The organism is Pseudomonas sp. TSO6, assembly GCF_056098905.1.
On the sequence record NZ_JBLZWV010000007.1, the window covers coordinates 193,942 to 211,040 of the forward strand.

At 62.8% G+C, this 17,099-nt stretch carries 14 protein-coding genes; 13 read left to right on the forward strand and 1 reads right to left on the reverse strand.

From position 1 onward, the window contains the following. Positions 1-69: 69 nt before the first annotated feature. From ACN6NG_RS02015 to trpE, 9 genes are all read left to right on the forward strand, one after another. Positions 70-2,457 carry a PAS domain-containing sensor histidine kinase gene (locus ACN6NG_RS02015; RefSeq protein ID WP_063424414.1) on the forward strand — a complete coding sequence of 796 codons (2,388 nt, stop codon included), beginning with the start codon at positions 70-72 and terminating at the stop codon, positions 2,455-2,457. Between the two features lie 7 nt (positions 2,458-2,464). Continuing rightward, on the forward strand, positions 2,465-3,097 hold the full coding sequence (locus ACN6NG_RS02020) for a response regulator transcription factor (RefSeq protein WP_353456176.1): 633 nt from the start codon (positions 2,465-2,467) through the stop codon (positions 3,095-3,097). Positions 3,098-3,392: 295 nt separating this feature from the next. Next, on the forward strand, positions 3,393-4,517 hold the full coding sequence (locus tag ACN6NG_RS02025; protein ID WP_016484622.1) for an ABC transporter ATP-binding protein: 1,125 nt from the start codon (positions 3,393-3,395) through the stop codon (positions 4,515-4,517). Positions 4,518-4,557: 40 nt separating this feature from the next. Next, entirely contained in the window at positions 4,558-5,592 is a 1,035-nt protein-coding gene (locus ACN6NG_RS02030; RefSeq protein WP_063424415.1) for an ABC transporter substrate-binding protein, read from the forward strand. A 417-nt stretch (positions 5,593-6,009) separates the two neighbouring features. Then, positions 6,010-7,257: an ABC transporter permease gene (locus ACN6NG_RS02035; RefSeq protein ID WP_174370962.1), complete on the forward strand. Its 1,248-nt coding sequence runs from the start codon at positions 6,010-6,012 to the stop codon at positions 7,255-7,257. An 11-nt stretch (positions 7,258-7,268) separates the two neighbouring features. After that, complete coding sequence (locus tag ACN6NG_RS02040) at positions 7,269-8,096, forward strand: ABC transporter permease (protein ID WP_016497719.1); 828 nt, start codon at positions 7,269-7,271, stop codon at positions 8,094-8,096. Positions 8,097-8,336: 240 nt separating this feature from the next. Beyond that, positions 8,337-9,011, forward strand: a complete 675-nt coding sequence (gene rpe, locus ACN6NG_RS02045; RefSeq protein WP_049273746.1) for a ribulose-phosphate 3-epimerase — start codon at positions 8,337-8,339, stop codon at positions 9,009-9,011. After that, positions 9,008-9,826: a phosphoglycolate phosphatase gene (locus tag ACN6NG_RS02050; protein ID WP_049273745.1), complete on the forward strand. Its 819-nt coding sequence runs from the start codon at positions 9,008-9,010 to the stop codon at positions 9,824-9,826. Before rpe ends, ACN6NG_RS02050 begins: the two co-directional genes overlap by 4 nt. Before the next feature lie 69 nt (positions 9,827-9,895). Continuing rightward, the gene (gene trpE, locus ACN6NG_RS02055) at positions 9,896-11,377 is read left to right on the forward strand and encodes an anthranilate synthase component I (protein WP_049273744.1); all 1,482 of its coding nucleotides are present in this window, start codon (positions 9,896-9,898) and stop codon (positions 11,375-11,377) included. Between the two features lie 119 nt (positions 11,378-11,496). On the opposite strand, the gene estP is transcribed toward trpE, so the two are convergent. Next, positions 11,497-13,386, reverse strand: coding sequence for an esterase EstP (gene estP / locus ACN6NG_RS02060; protein ID WP_063424420.1), 1,890 nt, complete (start codon positions 13,384-13,386; stop codon positions 11,497-11,499). Between the two features lie 367 nt (positions 13,387-13,753). Here estP and ACN6NG_RS02065 point away from each other — a divergent pair, with 367 nt between their 5' ends. From ACN6NG_RS02065 to ACN6NG_RS02080, 4 genes are all read left to right on the forward strand, one after another. Continuing rightward, a complete protein-coding gene (locus ACN6NG_RS02065) occupies positions 13,754-14,347 on the forward strand; it encodes an aminodeoxychorismate/anthranilate synthase component II (protein WP_016497723.1) in 594 nt (197 codons plus the stop codon). A gap of 9 nt (positions 14,348-14,356) precedes the next feature. Beyond that, positions 14,357-15,406 (forward strand): anthranilate phosphoribosyltransferase, encoded by a 1,050-nt coding sequence (gene trpD, locus ACN6NG_RS02070; RefSeq protein WP_016497724.1) that lies wholly within the window; start codon positions 14,357-14,359, stop codon positions 15,404-15,406. After that, positions 15,403-16,236 carry an indole-3-glycerol phosphate synthase TrpC gene (trpC, locus tag ACN6NG_RS02075; RefSeq protein WP_063424422.1) on the forward strand — a complete coding sequence of 278 codons (834 nt, stop codon included), beginning with the start codon at positions 15,403-15,405 and terminating at the stop codon, positions 16,234-16,236. The genes trpD and trpC overlap by 4 nt, the downstream gene beginning before the upstream one ends. Before the next feature lie 149 nt (positions 16,237-16,385). After that, positions 16,386-17,090, forward strand: coding sequence for a lipoate--protein ligase family protein (locus ACN6NG_RS02080; RefSeq protein WP_063424424.1), 705 nt, complete (start codon positions 16,386-16,388; stop codon positions 17,088-17,090). Positions 17,091-17,099 lie beyond the last annotated feature (9 nt).

Sequence of the window (17,099 nt, forward strand, 5' to 3'; positions counted from 1 at the left end):
CGGCAGCCTAATAGTATTTGCCCGTGACGGCCATGCTGCATGGCCGCCTTTGCCAAGACGAGCGTGTAGATGAAGCGAGTGCGTCGCCTGTTGGTTATCGGCTGCTTGTGGCTGCCCTTGATTGCATTGGCCCGGCCCGAGGTGGTGCCCACCGTTACGCTGGAGCCTGCGCAACAGCAGTGGCTGGACGCGCACCGCAGCTTGCGCGTCGGCCTGGTGCTGCAGGCGCCCTACGCCCAGTTCGACCGGCGCCTGCAGCAACTGTACGGGGCCAACGTAGAACTGGTGAACAGCCTGGCGCAGGCGCTGCGCCTGGACCTTACCTGGCGCAACTTCAGCGACCAGGCCAGCCTGGAACATGCCCTGCAGAGCGGCGAAATCGACTTCGCCCCCGGCCTTACCCAGACGCCGGCCAGCCTGCGGCTGTGGCTGTTCAGCGACCCGTACATGCGCGTGCCGCAACTGGTGGTGGGGCCACGCACCGGGGCCATGGCCGTGGATCTGGAAAAGCTTGAAGCCGAGCAGCGAGTGGCCGTACGCATGCCCAGCCAGCTGGCCGATTACCTGCGTGGCAACTACGGCAACCTCAACCTGCAGGGGGTGCCCAACGAACGTGAGGCCTTGCAACTGGTGGTAGGTGGCCAGGCCAGTTTCGCGGTGCTGGATGAAGCCCAGCTCAGCCGCTTGTCACGCGAAAGCGAGTTCAGTGAGCTGGCGGTGGTCGGTGATATCGGCCTGCCGCAGTTGTTGCGCATCGGCTCGCGGCGCGACTGGCCGCTGCTGGCCGATGTGCTCGAACGCGGCCTGCAGGCGCTGCCGGCCAAGGAGCTGGAGCAACTGCACCAACGCTGGCTGCAACCCAAATACCCACGGCTGAGCGAGTCGCCTGGCTTCTGGCAGAACCTGGCCTTGCTGTTCGGTATGTTGCTGTTGTGTGCCTTGGCCACCCTGGTGTGGCAACGCCGCCAGCAGCGCCAGCTGGAGCGAAGCCTGCTGACCACGCGGGAAAGCCTGGTGGAGCGACAAGTGCGTGAAGAAGCCCTGCGCCTGAGCCAATTCGCCATCGACCAGAGCACGGTGGGTATTCTCTGGGTCAACTGGGACAGCCACGTACGCTACGCGAACCATGCCGCCGAGCGCATGCTGGGTTATGGCGACGGCGAATTGCTGGAGCGGCCGTTGAGCACCTTCGAGCCCAGCCTGAACATGGACCGCTGGCTGGATTTGTGGAAGGGCGCACGCACGGGGGAGGGCGGTGTTGGCCAGTTCGAGGCACAGTGCCGGCGGGCCGACAACAGCCTGCTGCCGGTCGAGCTATCACTGAGTTTTCTGCGTTTTCGAGATTCCGAATACCTGGTGGTCTACCTCGCCGATGTCACCGAGCGCCACCGCGCCCTGGCGGCACTGCGCGAGAGCGAGGCGAGGCTCAAGGGCATTGCCGGCAACGTGCCCGGGCTGGTTTTCCGCCTGGAGCGTGACCCGGCCGAAGGCGAACTGGAATTCCCCTATATCAGTGAGGGCAGCGAGGCGTTGGTGGGCTATGCGCCTGTCGAGATCCAGCACCCACAGATGGGCCTGCGCAACCTGGTTCACCCCGAAGACCGCGCCGATTACCACCGGGTCCAGGACCTGGCCTTGGCCAGCGATCAGGACTGGTCCTGGCAGGGGCGCATCCTGACCCGCCACGGTGAACAACGCTGGGCCGACATCAAGGCCAGCACCCGGCGCCTGGCCAACGGCCAGGTGGTGTGGGACGGTGTGGTATGGGACATCACCCAGGGCAAGCGGGCAGAGTTGGCGTTGGCGAAATCCCAGGAGCAGCTGCGCGAGCTGTCGGCCCACCTGGAAAGCGTGCGCGAGGAAGAAAAGGCGCGCATCGCCCGGGAAGTGCATGATGAGCTGGGGCAGATGCTGACCGTGCTCAAGCTGGAGGTGTCGATGTGCGAGCTGGCGTTTGCCGACCTGGATCCCGGCCTGCATGAGCGCCTGGCAAGCATGAAGCGCCTGATTGCCCAGCTGTTCCAGTTGGTGCGTGATGTCGCCACTGCCTTGCGCCCGCCGATTCTCGATGCCGGTATTGCCTCGGCCATCGAATGGCAGGCACGGCGCTTTGAAGCCCGCACGCAGATCCCTTGCCTGGTACAAGTGCCGGATAATCTGCCAGCATTGAGCGATGCCAAGGCCACCGGCCTGTTTCGTATCTTGCAGGAGGCACTGACCAACGTCATGCGCCACGCCCAGGCGCACAGCGTGGAGATCGAGCTGGTGCGTGAGGAAGGGCAATTGCGCATGACGGTCAGCGATGATGGCCAAGGCTTTTGCCGCGAGCAGACCCGGCCCACTTCATTTGGCCTGGTGGGTGTACGCGAGCGGGTGCTGATGCTGGGGGGCAGCATGGCGCTGGACAGTGAACCGGGCGAAGGCACCAGCCTGAGTGTGGCCATTCCGTTGGAGTAGGAGAGCAATCGTGATTCGAGTACTGGTGGCCGAAGACCACACCATTGTCCGTGAAGGCATCAAGCAGTTGATTGGCCTGGCCAAGGACATGCGGGTGGTGGGGGAGGCCGGGAATGGTGAGCAGTTGCTCGACACCCTGCGCCACACGCCGTGCGAAGTGGTGCTGCTGGATATCTCGATGCCGGGGGTGAACGGCCTGGAGGCGATCCCGCGGATCCGTGCCCTGCACGATGCGCCGGCAATCCTGATGCTGTCGATGCACGACGAGGCACAGATGGCGGCGCGGGCGCTGAAGGCTGGGGCGGCGGGCTATGCCACCAAGGACAGTGACCCGGCGCTGCTACTGACCGCGATACGTCGGGTGGCAAGTGGCGGGCGTTACATCGACCCGTCGCTGGCCGACCGCATGGTGTTCGAAGTGGGCCTGACCGAGTCCCGGCCACTGCATACACTGCTGTCGGAGCGGGAGTTTTCGGTGTTCGAGCGCCTGGCCCAGGGGGCCAACGTCAACGACATCGCCCAGCAACTGGCGCTGTCGAGCAAGACCATCAGCACCCACAAGGCGCGTTTGATGCAAAAGCTGAAAGTGAACTCGCTGGCGGAGCTGGTGAAGTACGCCATGGAACACAAGCTGGTCTGATTGCGACATCCCCGTGCCCGAAACTTGCCGAAGCCTCTGTGGGAGCGGGCATGCCCGCGAAAGGGCCTGGCCTGCTGATCTCTATGGCTGAGCCGGCCTCTTCGCGGGCATGCCCGCTCCCACAGGTTTAGTGGTTGGCTCGCAAGGGCATTCAAATCCCGCCATTGTTGTAGGGCAATCCCTACAGCAAATCTTCCATCCGGATGATGGCATTCTCTCAGTGCCCCCGATTTTCGTGCGCTTGCGCCTCTTCTACTCTTTTGCCTACGCAGTCATCCAACAAGAAGGTGCAGGCATGAGCGAGGCGAAGTCGAACGCTGCAACCAGCGAAACGCTGGTCAGCTTCCGTGGTGTGCAGAAGAGCTACGACGGCGAGTCGCTGATCGTCAAAGACCTCAACCTGGACATCCGCAAGGGCGAGTTCCTTACCCTGCTTGGCCCGTCCGGCTCCGGCAAGACCACCAGCCTGATGATGCTGGCCGGCTTCGAAACCCCTACCGCCGGTGAAATCCAGCTGGCCGGGCGCTCGATCAACAACGTGCCGCCGCACAAGCGCGACATCGGCATGGTGTTCCAGAACTACGCGCTGTTCCCGCACATGACTGTGGCCGAGAATCTGGCCTTTCCGCTGACCGTGCGCAACCTGAGCAAGACCGACGTCAGCGAGCGGGTCAAACGCGTGCTGAACATGGTCCAGCTCGATGCATTCGCCAAGCGCTACCCCGGCCAGCTTTCCGGTGGCCAGCAGCAGCGGGTGGCCCTGGCCCGTGCACTGGTGTTCGAGCCGCAACTGGTGCTGATGGACGAACCGCTCGGCGCGCTGGACAAGCAGCTGCGTGAACACATGCAGATGGAGATCAAGCATATTCACCAGCGCCTGGGCGTGACCGTGGTGTACGTGACCCACGATCAGGGCGAAGCGCTGACCATGTCCGACCGCGTGGCGGTGTTCCACCAGGGCGAGATCCAGCAGATCGCCGACCCGCGCACGCTGTACGAAGAACCCTGCAATACCTTCGTCGCCAACTTCATCGGCGAGAACAACCGTATCAACGGCACCTTGCTGGCCAGCGATGGCAAGCGCTGCCAGGTGCAGCTGCCGCGCGGCGAGCGGGTCGAAGCGCTGGCGGTGAACGTCGGCCAGGCCGGCGAGCCGGTAACCCTGTCGATCCGCCCGGAGCGTGTGCGCCTGAATGGCCACAGCGAGAGCTGCGTCAACCGCTTCTCTGGCCGGGTGGCCGAATTCATTTACCTGGGCGACCACGTGCGGGTGCGCCTGGAAGTTTGCGGCAAGGCCGATTTCTTCGTGAAACAGCCGATTGCAGAGCTCGACCCGGCCCTGGCCGTGGGCGATGTGGTACCGCTGGGCTGGGAGGTGGAGCACGCCCGCGCGCTCGATCCGATTGCCGAAGCCCATTGATGGATTGCTTCACCAACCCTGTACTGTGGAGAGAATAAGAATGCGCAAGCAGTTGAAACTGACCGCCCTGGCCCTGGGGCTGTTCGCCGCTGGCCAGGCCATGGCCGCAGACCTCACCGTGATCTCGTTCGGGGGCGCCAACAAGGCCGCCCAGGTCAAAGCGTTCTACGAGCCATGGGAGAAGGCGGGGAATGGCAAGATCGTCGCCGGCGAGTACAACGGCGAAATGGCCAAGGTCAAGGCGATGGTCGACACCAAGAGCGTGTCGTGGAACCTGGTAGAGGTTGAGTCGCCAGAGCTGGCGCGTGGTTGCGATGAGGGCATGTTCGAAGAGCTCGACCCAGCCCTGTTCGGCAGCGAGGCCGATTACGTGCCTGGTGCCATCCAGCCGTGCGGCGTGGGCTTCTTCGTGTGGTCCACGGTCATGGCTTATAACGCCGACAAGCTCAAGACCGCACCTACCAGCTGGGCCGATTTCTGGGACACCAAGCAGTTCCCAGGCAAGCGTGGCTTGCGCAAGGGCGCCAAGTACACCATGGAATTTGCACTGATGGCCGATGGCGTTGCGCCCAAGGACGTCTACAAGGTGCTGGCCACAAAGGAAGGCCAGGACCGCGCCTTCAAGAAACTTGATGAACTCAAGCCCAGCATCCAGTGGTGGGAAGCGGGTGCACAGCCACCGCAGTTCCTGGCTTCAGGCGACGTGGTCATGAGCTCTGCCTACAACGGCCGTATTGCCGCTGTGCAGAAAGAGAGCAACCTCAAGGTGGTGTGGAACGGCGGCATCTACGACTTTGACGCCTGGGCGATCCCTAAAGGTGCCAAGAACGTCGAAGAGGCGAAGAAGTTCATCGCCTACAGCGTCAAGCCCGAACAGCAGAAGGTCTACTCCGAGAACATCGCCTACGGCCCGGCCAACTCCAAGGCCGTAAGCCTGCTGTCGGACGAGGTCAAGAAGGACATGCCGACCACGCCTGAGAACATTGCCAACCAGGTGCAGATCGACGTGGCCTTCTGGGCCGACAACAGCGAGCAGCTGGAGCAACGCTTCAACGCCTGGGCGGCGAAGAAGTAACAAACCGCAAAGCAGGGCCGCCATGCGGCCCATCGCCGGCAAGCCAGCTCCCACAGGGAGCGCGTAATCCCGCAAGCCAGTGCAGTGCCTGTAAGGGACAGGGATCAGAAGTCTCAAAGCCAGTGCAGTGCTTGTAAGGGACAGGGATCAGAAGTCTCAAAGCCAGTGCAGTGCTTGTAAGGGACAGGGATCAGAAGTCTCAAAGCCGGTGCAGTGCCTGTAAGGGACAGGGATCAGAAGTCTCAAAGCCAGTGCAGTGCTTGTAAGGGACAGGGATCAGAAGTCTCAAAGCCGGTGCAGTGCCTGTAAGGGACAGGGATCAGAAGTCTCGAAGCCGTTGCAGTACCTGTGGGAGCTGGCTTGCCGGCGATGGGCTGCACGGCAGCCCCATTTTCAGTTCGTATCGCGGAGTTCGCCATGGCCATTGCAGTGCCCCTCAACGAAGGCGCAGGTCCAAGTCTCAAGCAGCGCCTGAAGCACGCCGAGCGGGTCAACCGCTGGAAGGCGCAGGCGTTGATCGCGCCGCTGGCGCTGTTTCTTCTGCTGGTGTTCCTGGTGCCGATTGCGGCGCTGCTGTACAAGAGCGTCGGCAACCCGGAAGTGGTCGCCGGCCTGCCACGCACGGTAGACGTCATTACCCAGTGGGATGGCAAGAGCCTGCCCGGCGAGGATGTGTACAAGGCGCTGAGCCAGGACCTGGCCGAGTCGCGCAAGAACCAGACCCTTGGCGACCTTTCCAAGCGCCTGAACATGGAACTGGCCGGCTACCGCAGCTTGTTGACCAAGACTGCCCGCGCGCTGCCATTCAAGGCAGAGCCTGCCTCTTATAAAGACGCCCTGCAGGCCGTCGACGAGCGTTGGGGCGACCCGGCCTACTGGCAGGCGATACGCCGCAATACCAGTACGGTGACCTCGTTCTACCTGCTGGCTTCGGTGGACCACCGCATCGACGACCTGGGCGAGCTGGCCAAGGCCACGCCGGACCAGGCCATTTACCTGGATATCTTTGCCCGCACCTTGTGGATGGGTGTGGTGATTACCGCCATCTGCCTGGTGCTGGCTTACCCGCTGGCCTACCTCTTGGCCAACCTGCCGACCCGGCAGAGCAACCTGCTGATGATTCTGGTGCTGCTGCCGTTCTGGACCTCGATCCTGGTGCGGGTGGCGGCGTGGATCGTGCTGCTGCAATCGGGTGGCCTGATCAACAGTGCACTGATGGCCATGGGCATCATCGACCAGCCGCTGGAGCTGGTGTTCAACCGCACCGGTGTGTACATCTCCATGGTGCACATCCTGCTTCCGTTCATGATCCTGCCGCTGTACAGCGTGATGAAGGGCATTTCGCCCAGCTATATGCGTGCCGCGATCTCGCTGGGCTGCCACCCGTTCGCCAGCTTCTGGCGGGTGTACTTCCCGCAGACCTACGCCGGTGTTGGCGCGGGTTGCCTGCTGGTGTTCATCCTGGCCATCGGCTACTACATCACCCCGGCGCTGCTGGGGAGCCCGAACGACCAGATGGTCAGCTACTTCGTTGCCTTCTACACCAACACTAGCATCAACTGGGGCATGGCCACCGCATTGGGCGGGCTGTTGCTGCTGGCTACCGTGCTGCTGTACCTGATCTATAGCTGGCTGGTCGGCGCCAGCCGCCTGCGCCTGAGCTGAGGAGCCTTGTCATGCTGAGCCCATACATGTCGCCCGTGGAGCGGGTCTGGTTCTACAGCCTGCGCATTCTTTGCGGCCTGGTTTTGCTGTTCCTGATCCTGCCGGTGCTGGTGATCGTGCCGCTGTCGTTCAACAGTGGCAGCTTCCTGGTGTACCCGTTGCAGGGCTTTTCGCTGCAGTGGTACCAGGACTTCTTCGGCTCGGCCGAATGGATGCGGGCGCTGAAAAACAGCATCATCGTCGCCCCGGCGGCCACGGTGCTGGCCATGGTGTTCGGCACTCTGGCGGCCATTGGCCTGACCCGTGGCGATTTCCCCGGCAAGTCGCTGGTGATGGCGCTGGTGATTTCACCGATGGTGGTGCCGGTGGTGATCATCGGTGTGGCCAGCTACCTGTTCTTCGCCCCGCTGGGTATGGGTAACAGCTTCACCTCGCTGATTCTGGTGCATGCGGTGCTGGGTGTACCGTTCGTCATCATTACCGTGTCGGCAACCTTGCAGGGCTTCAACTACAACCTGGTGCGGGCGGCTGCCAGCCTGGGTGCGTCGCCGCTGCTGGCCTTCCGTCGGGTGACCCTGCCGCTGATTGCGCCCGGGGTGATCTCGGGTGCGCTGTTTGCCTTTGCGACGTCGTTCGACGAGGTGGTGGTGACACTGTTCCTGGCCGGGCCGGAGCAGGCGACCCTGCCAAGGCAGATGTTCAGTGGTATCCGCGAAAACCTGAGCCCGACCATTGCTGCGGCGGCGACATTGCTGATTGCCTTCTCGGTGGTACTGCTGCTGACCCTGGAGTGGTTGCGTGGGCGCAGCGAGAAGCTGAGAACCCAGCAGCCGGCCTGATTTTCTGGCGCCTGCGCTGGCCTCATCGCCGGCAAGCCAGCTCCCACAGAGATCTCTACAGGACCCTGCATCTGATAAGGCCTGTGGAGAACCCTGTGGGAGCTGGCTTGCCGGCGATGAGGCCAGCTCAGGCAGTGCAAGGCTCTTGGGTATCGGTCGCGATCATGTGATACCAATCAGCCCTCATCCGTTCGCCTGGGTTACAATGCGCGCCACCGTGATTCTGCCAACAGGTGCGCCATGCAGCCCTACGCTATTGCCCCCTCCATCCTCTCCGCCGATTTCGCCCGCCTGGGTGAAGACGTCGACAAGGTATTGGCTGCGGGTGCCGACATCGTCCACTTCGATGTCATGGACAACCACTACGTTCCTAACCTGACCATTGGCCCGATGGTCTGCACCGCCCTGCGCAAGTACGGTGTTACCGCGCCGATCGACGTGCACCTGATGGTCAGCCCGGTCGACCGCATCATCGGCGACTTCATCGAAGCCGGCGCCACCTACATCACCTTCCACCCGGAAGCCTCGCAGCACGTCGACCGTTCGCTGCAACTGATCAAGGACGGCGGCTGCAAGGCCGGCCTGGTGTTCAACCCGGCCAGCAGCCTGGATGCCCTGAAGTACGTGATGGACAAAGTCGACATGGTGCTGCTGATGAGCGTCAACCCAGGCTTCGGCGGGCAGAAGTTCATCCCGGGCACCCTCGACAAGCTGCGCGAGGCGCGGGCGCTGATCGACGCCAGTGGCCGTGATATCCGCCTGGAGATCGACGGTGGCGTGAACGTCAACAACATCCGCGAGATCGCTGCCGCTGGCGCCGACACCTTCGTGGCCGGTTCGGCAATCTTCAACGCCCCGGACTACCAGGAAGTCATCGCCAAGATGCGCGCCGAACTGGCTCAGGCCCGCCCATGAGTGGCTTCGAGCAGCTGTTCCCGGGGACGCTGCCCAGGCTGGTGATGTTCGATCTGGACGGTACCCTGATCGATTCCGTGCCTGACCTGGCCGCCGCCGTGGACCGCATGCTGCTCGAACTGGGGCGCCCGCCTGCCGGCCTTGAGGCAGTACGCCACTGGGTCGGCAACGGCGCCCAGGTGCTGGTGCGCCGTGCGCTGGCGGGTGGCATAGACCACGCCGCCGTGGACGATGCGCTGGCCGACCAGGCGCTGGCGCTGTTCATGGATGCCTATGCGCAAAGCCATGAGCTGACCGTGGTCTACCCCGGTGTGCAAGACACCCTGCGCTGGCTGCGCAAGCGGGGCGTGGAAATGGCCCTGATCACCAACAAGCCCGAGCGCTTCGTCGGCCCTTTGCTGGACCAGATGAAAATCGGCAACTACTTCCGCTGGATCATTGGCGGCGACACCCTGCCACAGAAAAAGCCAGACCCGGCGGCTTTGCTGTTTGTCATGCAGATGGCCAGTGTTACCCCACAGCAGTCGCTGTTTGTCGGCGATTCGCGCAGTGACGTATTGGCGGCCAAGGCGGCTGGCGTGCAGTGCGTGGGGCTGACCTACGGCTACAACCATGGCCGGCCGATCCACGACGAATCCCCCAACCTGGTAATCGACGATCTGCGTGCGTTGCTGCCCGGTTGCGCAGACCCGGCCACTGGGATAACGTTGGCCAACCTTCAAGCCTCACAAGACAGAGAGCCCACCGTGGTGGTTACTGGCAAATTCTGGATGAAAGTCATCAAGGCCCTGGCCCGTTGGCGTTGGCGCGCCTGACTTCCGCCTGCCGGCGCGTGCCGGCCCGTCCGTTTGCCTGACCTATTGCTGCTTGCCACGAGGCTACTCATGAACCGCGAAGAATTCCTGCGCCTGGCCGCTGCCGGCTACAACCGCATTCCCCTGGCCTGCGAAACCCTGGCCGACTTCGACACGCCGTTGTCGATCTACCTGAAACTGGCTGACCAGCCCAACTCGTACCTGCTCGAGTCGGTGCAGGGTGGCGAGAAATGGGGCCGTTACTCGATGATCGGCCTGCCGTCGCGCACCGTGATGCGTGTGCACGGCTACCACGTCAGCATCCTGCAGGATGGCGTCGAGGTTGAAAGCCACGATGTCGAAGACCCGCTGGCCTTTGTCGAAAGTTTCAAGGACCGTTACAAGGTCGCTGACATCCCTGGTCTGCCGCGCTTCAACGGCGGCCTGGTCGGCTACTTTGGCTATGATTGCGTGCGTTATGTGGAAAAACGCCTTGGCGCCAGCCCCAACCCCGACCCGCTGGGCGTGCCGGATATCCTGCTGATGGTGTCCGATGCGGTGGTGGTGTTCGACAACCTGGCAGGCAAGATGCACGCCATCGTGCTGGTCGACCCGGCTGAAGATCAGGCCTTTGAACAGGGCCAGGCACGCCTGCAAGGCCTGCTGGAAACCCTGCGTCAGCCGATCACCCCGCGCCGCGGCCTGGACCTGAGTGGCCCGCAGGCCGCCGAGCCGGAATTCCGCTCCAGCTATACCCGCGACGACTACGAGAACGCGGTCGGCCGTATCAAGGAGTACATCCTGGCCGGCGACTGCATGCAGGTGGTGCCGTCGCAACGCATGTCGATCGACTTCAAGGCTGCGCCCATCGACCTGTACCGTGCGCTGCGCTGCTTCAACCCGACGCCGTACATGTACTTCTTCAACTTCGGCGACTTCCATGTGGTCGGCAGTTCGCCCGAGGTGCTGGTGCGGGTCGAGGACAACCTGGTCACCGTGCGCCCGATTGCCGGTACCCGCCCGCGTGGCGTGACCGAAGAAGCCGACCGCGCGCTGGAAGACGACCTGCTGTCGGACGACAAGGAAATCGCCGAACACCTGATGCTGATCGACCTGGGCCGCAACGACGTCGGCCGTGTGTCCTCGACCGGCAGCGTGCGCCTGACCGAGAAGATGGTGATCGAGCGTTACTCCAACGTGATGCACATTGTCTCCAACGTCACCGGCCACCTGCGTGAGGGGCTGACGGCGATGGATGCACTACGGGCAATCCTGCCGGCTGGCACCCTGTCGGGTGCGCCGAAGATTCGCGCGATGGAGATCATCGACGAGCTGGAGCCGGTCAAGCGTGGTGTCTACGGTGGTGCAGTCGGCTACTTTGCCTGGAACGGCAACATGGACACCGCGATCGCAATCCGTACAGCCGTGATCAAGGACGGTGAACTGCATGTGCAGGCCGGGGGCGGCATCGTTGCCGACTCGGTGCCGGCGCTGGAGTGGGAAGAAACCATCAACAAGCGCCGGGCCATGTTCCGTGCCGTGGCGCTTGCAGAGCAGACGTTGGCTAAATAAACAGATTGGGGCTGCTTCGCAGCCCTTCGCGGCACAAGGATCGCGCAAATCCCGAGACCTGCGCGGTCCCTGTAGGAGCGGCCTTGTGCCGCGAAGGGCCGCTAAGCGGCCCCATCAATTCAAAAGTCCACGCTCACCCCCAGGCTAACCCCCTGCTGCGTCAACTCATCGCTCTTGCGCCAGTTGTAGTTCCCACGCAGATGCACCCCTGCCACCACTTCATGGCTCACCCCCAGGCTCGCCCGGGTCAGGTCGCTGTGCGGCGTATACCCGGTCAGGGTGAAGTCATTGGCCGGCAAGCTGGTCAGGTGCATGGTTACATCCTGCTGGTCATCCTCGAATTCATGCTCCTGTGCCACCTCGGCGAACAGCCGGGTACCTGGCAGCACCTGTACGCTGCCCAGCAACCCCAGGCCCAAGCGGCGTGACGTGCGTTCCTGGTCGTCGAAGCCCAGTGCCGTCGAGCGCCCGCTCTTCTCGTCATAGCCATCCACCTTCACCCGCGCATAATCAGCGCTGATAAACGGCGCCAGCTGCCAGCGGCTGCTTTCGGCTGCCAGGTTGTAGCCCAGCCGCCCGGACATCGCCCAGGCCTCGCCGTCGGTGTCGCCCTTTTCGCTGCGGTCGTTCACGCCGAGGGCGAAGGTGCGCTTGAGGTCGCTGTAGTCCAGGTGCCCGGCGGTCAATGCGGCATCGGCCCACCAGCGGTCCTGGCGGTATTGGGCGAAGGCGCTGGCCAGGTAGCTGTTCAGTTTGTAGTCCGAATCATTGGCGCCGGCCTCCAGCTTTTGCCGATACGCGCCGCCGGCCAGGCCCAAACGCCAAGCATCGTTCAAGCGATAGCTACCGCCCACGGTCAGGTTATAGCCGCGGCCATCGCCGCTGGCCGCGCTGCGCTGGCTGTCGAAGTCCAAGTCCTGGGCACCGGTGGCGACGAAGGCCTGCCATTGGCCAACGGCCTGCCAGGGCGTCTGCCATTGGTTGCGCAGTTCGTCCTGGTGGGCGCGCAGGCTGGCGTGGGCCATTTCCGGTAGCAGCGTCAGTTCCCACGGGGCGGAGATGATCGAATAGGCGTAGTCGGCAATCAGTTGCTGGCCAGCAATGGTCGGGTGCACCGAGTCGTTGAACAGCAGTTTGGTCGGGTCTGGGCTTGTGCCATTGATACCGTACACCGGGTTTTCCACGCAGCTGGCGCCGCTGTAGCAGGTACCGACCAGGTTCTGGTCGCTGGCCAGGCCGAACTGGTTGGGGCTGGCCAGTGCCTCGCCCAGCAGCACCGGGATGTTCAGCGGGATGATCTCGGCATCGATCTGACCGAGTTGGCTGATCAGTGACTGGTTGAACGCGCCAGACAGCAGTGACAGCGGGTTTTGCTGCGGCGTGCCGCTGAAGTTGGGCGTTTGGCCCAGGTCGGGCAGCAGCCAGACCATGATGTAGCGGGCACCACCTTGTTGCAGCGCCTGGGCGCTGGCCGCAAGGCGGGCACCGGCGGCCACGGCGTCGGCCGGGCTGTTCACCAGGCCTTGCAGGAAGTCGTTGCCGCCGCCCGTCAGGTAGTAAAGCGCGTTGGGGTCGGCACGCAGGCCGTTGGCCAGGTAGCCCGCCTTTTCACGCAGCACCAGGCCGGCGCCGGGGTTTCCTGGCGGGATAACGGTCTCGGAAGTTGTCGTGATCGAATCCAGGATCTGCTGGGTTGTATAACCACCGACAGCCCAGTTGTTGCCATCGGGCTGGATGCCCACTGACGTGGAGGGGTTCAGCTCATCCGGGTTTATACCCAGCCTTCCCCCCAGGATCATGGGCGACACAGGTGCAAAGTTGCCATTGGCATCGCGGTTTGTGAACCGTGCGCCGGGTGTGCCGCCGGTCAGGTCGGGAAACTGCCCCGCATCGGCGAGGCTGTCGCCAAACACGATCAGCGTGGAATAGGGCGAGGGTGCAGCGAACGCCTGGCTGCAGGCCAGGGCCAGTGAGGCAAGGGTAAAACGCAATAACGGGGCTTTTCGCATCTGGGAACATCCTTTTCTTTGTTTTTATCTGGACAACCTGATCGACCTTAGCAAATCGCAGTGCATCCCTCCCAAGTCCATTCGTTTCCCCGTGTTTAAAGGCATATTGCGCCCGCCGCCCCGGTAAGCTACTGTGCCGGGACGTATGAGCGAGACCTATCCTGTGTTGATCGTCAGTAAACTCTTGATGCGCGTAATCAAGGCCCACGCCCGTTGGCGTTGGCGCGCCTGACTTTATCCCCTGCCGGCCCGCCCGGCCCGCCCCCGTTTGCCTTCTTCTTTACTGCCCTTTGTGGCGAAGCCGTGCCTGTAGCGGCTGCAAGAAGGTTCGAATTCTGAAGTCAGTAAAATCAAGAGGTTTAACACCATGTTACTGATGATCGACAATTACGACTCATTCACTTACAACGTCGTTCAGTACCTTGGCGAGCTGGGTGCCGAGGTCAAGGTCATTCGCAATGACGAAATGACCATCGCTCAGATCGAAGCCCTCAACCCCGAGCGCATCGTCGTGTCCCCGGGCCCGTGCACGCCAAGCGAGGCTGGCGTGTCCATCGAGGCCATCCTGCATTTTGCCGGCAAGCTGCCGATTCTGGGTGTGTGCCTGGGCCACCAGTCCATCGGCCAAGCCTTTGGCGGTGACGTGGTGCGTGCCCGCCAGGTGATGCACGGCAAGACCAGCCCGGTACACCACCGTGACCTGGGCGTGTTCGCCGGCCTCAACAACCCGCTGACCGTGACCCGCTACCATTCGCTGGTGGTCAAGCGCGAAACCTTGCCCGATTGCCTGGAGGTCACTGCCTGGACCGCTCATGCAGACGGTTCGGTCGACGAGATCATGGGCCTGCGCCACAAAACGCTGAATATCGAAGGGGTGCAGTTCCACCCCGAGTCGATCCTGACCGAGCAGGGCCACGAGCTGTTCGCCAACTTCCTCAAGCAGACCGGCGGCCACCGCTAAGGATCGAACATGGATATCAAGAGCGCGTTGAGTCGTATCGTCGGCCAGCTGGACCTTTCTACCGAAGAAATGCGCGACGTCATGCGCCAGATAATGACCGGCCAGTGCAGCGAGGCGCAGATCGGCGCCTTCCTGATGGGCATGCGCATGAAGAGTGAAAGCATCGACGAAATCGTCGGCGCGGTGTCGGTGATGCGTGAGCTAGCCGACAAGGTTGAACTGAAAAGCCTGGATGGCGTCGTTGATATCGTCGGCACCGGCGGTGATGGGGCCAATATCTTCAACGTGTCCACCGCGTCTTCGTTCGTCCTGGCGGCGGCGGGCTGCACCGTGGCCAAGCACGGCAACCGCGCAGTGTCGGGCAAGAGCGGCAGCGCCGACCTGTTGGAAGCTGCCGGCATCTATCTGAACCTGACGCCAGTTCAGGTGGCCCGCTGTATTGACAGCCTGGGCATCGGCTTCATGTTCGCGCAAAGCCATCACTCGGCCATGAAATATGCTGCCGGCCCGCGCCGCGATCTGGGGTTGCGTACCCTGTTCAACATGCTCGGCCCGCTTACGAATCCGGCCGGAGTGAAGCATCAGGTGGTCGGCGTGTTCGCTCAGGCCCTGTGCCGCCCGTTGGCTGAGGTTCTGCAACGCCTGGGTAGCAAGCATGTGCTGGTGGTGCACTCCAAGGATGGCCTGGATGAGTTCAGCCTGGCTGCCCCCACCTTTGTTGCCGAGCTGAAGAACGACGAAATTACTGAATACTGGGTCGAGCCGGAAGACCTCGGCATGAAGAGCCAGAGCTTGCATGGCCTTGCCGTCGAGAACCCGCAGGCGTCGTTGGAGTTGATCCGCGATGCGCTGGGCCGGCGCAAGACCGAGAACGGTCAGAAGGCCGCCGAGATGATCGTGCTTAATGCTGGCGCGGCACTGTATGCAGCCGACCATGCCATGAGCCTGAAAGCCGGTGTAGAACTGGCCCATGATGTACTGCACACCGGCCTGGCCTGGGAAAAGCTGCAGGAACTGGGTGCCTTTACTGCAGTATTCAAGGTGGAGAACGAAGCATGAGTGTGCCGACGGTGCTGGAAAGGATCATTGCCCGCAAGTTCCAGGAAGTGGCCGAGCGCAGCGCGCGCGTCAGCCTCGCCGAGCTGGAAGGCCTGGCCAAGGTTGCCGATGCCCCGCGTGGCTTCGCCAATGTGCTGATCGAGCAGGCTAAGCGCAAACAGCCAGCGGTGATCGCCGAGATCAAGAAGGCTTCGCCGAGCAAGGGCGTGATCCGCGAGCACTTCGTGCCAGCGGAAATCGCTGTCAGCTACGAGAAGGGCGGTGCTACCTGCCTCTCGGTGCTGACCGATGTCGATTACTTCCAGGGTGCCGATGAGTACCTGCAGCAGGCACGTGCTGCCGTTTCGCTGCCGGTGATCCGCAAGGACTTCATGGTCGACCCTTACCAGATCGTCGAAGCCCGGGCCTTGGGCGCGGACTGCGTGCTGCTGATCGTCTCGGCGCTGGACGATGTGAAAATGGCCGAATTGGCCGCGACTGCAAAAGACGTCGGCCTCGACGTGCTGGTGGAAGTGCACGATGGCGATGAGCTGGAGCGCGCGTTGAAAACCCTGGATACGCCGCTGGTGGGGGTGAACAACCGCAACCTTCACACTTTCGAGGTCAGCCTGGAAACCACCCTTGACCTGCTGCCGCGCATTCCGCGTGATCGCCTGGCGATTACCGAGAGCGGTATTCTGAACCGGGCCGATGTCGAGCTGATGGCAATCAACGAGGTTTACTCGTTCCTGGTGGGCGAGGCGTTCATGCGCGCTGAGCAGCCTGGGCTGGAGTTGCAGCGGTTGTTCTTCCCCGAACAAGTGAAGAAGACTGTTCAGCACCTGGACTGATCAAATGAAGCCGGCGTTTTTGCCGGCTTTTTTGTATGCCTGACATGGCCCTTTCGCGGGTTCTTCACCACTCTTAAGCCCTGTGTCAGACCTGTGGGAGCGGGCCTGCCCGCGAATAGGCCATCAAAAACAACATCAAAGGTGGATCAATGAACGATCAACCCCTGGCTCTGACCGTCGAGCAAGGCCTGCACGCCGAACAGGACCTGCTGGCCGCGGTGTGCCGCGGCGAACGCGAAAGTGGCGTGCTGTTCTGGCGCCCTACCGACCATGCCCTGGTCATGCCCCGGCGCATGAGCCGCCTGGACAACTTCGAAGCCGCCTGTTCGGAGCTGGCGATTGCCGGCTGGCCGGTGCTGCTGCGCGAGACTGGCGGTGAGCCGGTGCCTCAATCCCATTCCACCGTCAACGTCGCACTGGTCTACGTTGCCCCGCGCAGCGAAGGCGATCACGGCCGCATCGAAAGCGCCTACGAGCGCCTGTGCCTGCCGCTGTGCGATGTACTGCGCGAGTGGGGCGGGGTGGCGTCGGTGGGTGAAATCGACGGGGCGTTCTGCGATGGCCGCTACAACGTCAACCTCAATGGCCGCAAGCTGGTGGGTACCGCCCAGCGCTGGCGTCAGGGCCTGGGTGGCAAGCGCCCGGTGGTGCTGGTGCACGGTGCGTTGCTGCTGGACAACGAGCGTGAGTCGATGGTGGCGGCGGTCAACCGCTTCAACGAGTGTTGCGAGCTGGAGCAGCGCTGCCGCCCCGATGCACATATAGCCCTGCATGAAGTGGCGCCTGCGGCGCCCTGGTTCGAGCGCTTGTCGCAGGCCTATGCCAAGGTGCTTGCAGACCTGCCCAAGGACTAGGCTTTGTCC